The 1,096-nt window shown below is 67.3% G+C and carries 1 pseudogene; it reads left to right on the forward strand.

From position 1 onward, the window contains the following. The first annotated feature begins 73 nt into the window (after positions 1-73). A pseudogene (locus tag HTZ77_RS44885) lies at positions 74-1,071 on the forward strand (IS5 family transposase). Positions 1,072-1,096: the final 25 nt, after the last annotated feature.

Genomic DNA, 1,096 nt, shown 5'->3' on the forward strand with positions numbered 1-1,096 from the left:
CTAGGGCCTGTACGGAGTTGAGATCAGAGGGATTGCCTGCGGTATGGCCGACGGTCCTGGTAGGCCATCGGGCATGGCGCGTGGAGACCTCACCGACGAGGAATGGTCCTTGATCGAGCCCCACTTACCGCTGGGTGAGCGAGGCCCGATCCCGGATCTGCGACGGCTGTTCAACGCTGTGATGTGGCGGTTTCGTACCGGCAGCCCGTGGCGGGACCTGCCGAGCGAGTACGGGCCCTGGTCTACCGCCTACGATCGGTTCCGCGCCTGGGCGCTGAACGGTGTGTTCGAGCACCTGATGCAGGCGATGATCGCCGAGGCCGCAGCCCGTGGACAGGCCGACCTCGACCTGATCAGCGTCGACTCCACCACTGCCCGCGCCCACCATCATGCCGCTGGGATGGTCTTGGACGGCGAGCTGAGCGCAGCGCTGGAACAAGCCGCCGAGCAGGAAAAGGGGCTGCGCCAAAGGGGCAAAACGCTCGCGGCGGCGATCCCGGGGACGGCGACGAGGGAGGCGACGACGGAGAGAGACGAAGGCGGCTACGGCGCCGGCACCGGTTCCGGTTGAAGGCGGCCAAGCTGGGCCGCTCGCGAGGCGGCTTGACCAGCAAGGTGCATCTGTCGGCCGATGGTCGATGCCGTCCGCTGTCCTTCGTTCTGACCGCCGGCCAAGCCGGAGACAGCCCGCAGTTTCGCGCCGTGCTGGAGCGCATCAAGATCCGTCTGCCGATCGGCCGTCCGCGGACCCGGCCGGGCGCGGTGGCCGCCGACAAGGCCTACTCCTCCCGCGGAAACCGCGCTTACCTGCGCCGACGCCGCATCAAGGCGGTCATCCCGGAGAAGGCCGATCAGGCGGCCAACCGCAAGAAGCGCGGCTTCCGCGGCGGCCGACCGATCGCTCATGATCCCGATCTCTACAAGCAGCGCAACACGGCAGAACGCTGCATCAACCGGATGAAAGAGTGGCGTGGGCTAGCCTTCCGGTTCGACAAGACGCCCGACAGCTATCTGGCCGGCCTGCACCTACGCGGAGCCGTCTTATGGATCCGAAGCCTCCGACCAGCCTAAGATCCGAACTCCGCACAGGCGCTAG

Source organism: Nonomuraea montanisoli (genome assembly GCF_013363975.1).
GTDB classification, from domain to species: Bacteria; Actinomycetota; Actinomycetes; order Streptosporangiales; family Streptosporangiaceae; genus Nonomuraea; species Nonomuraea montanisoli.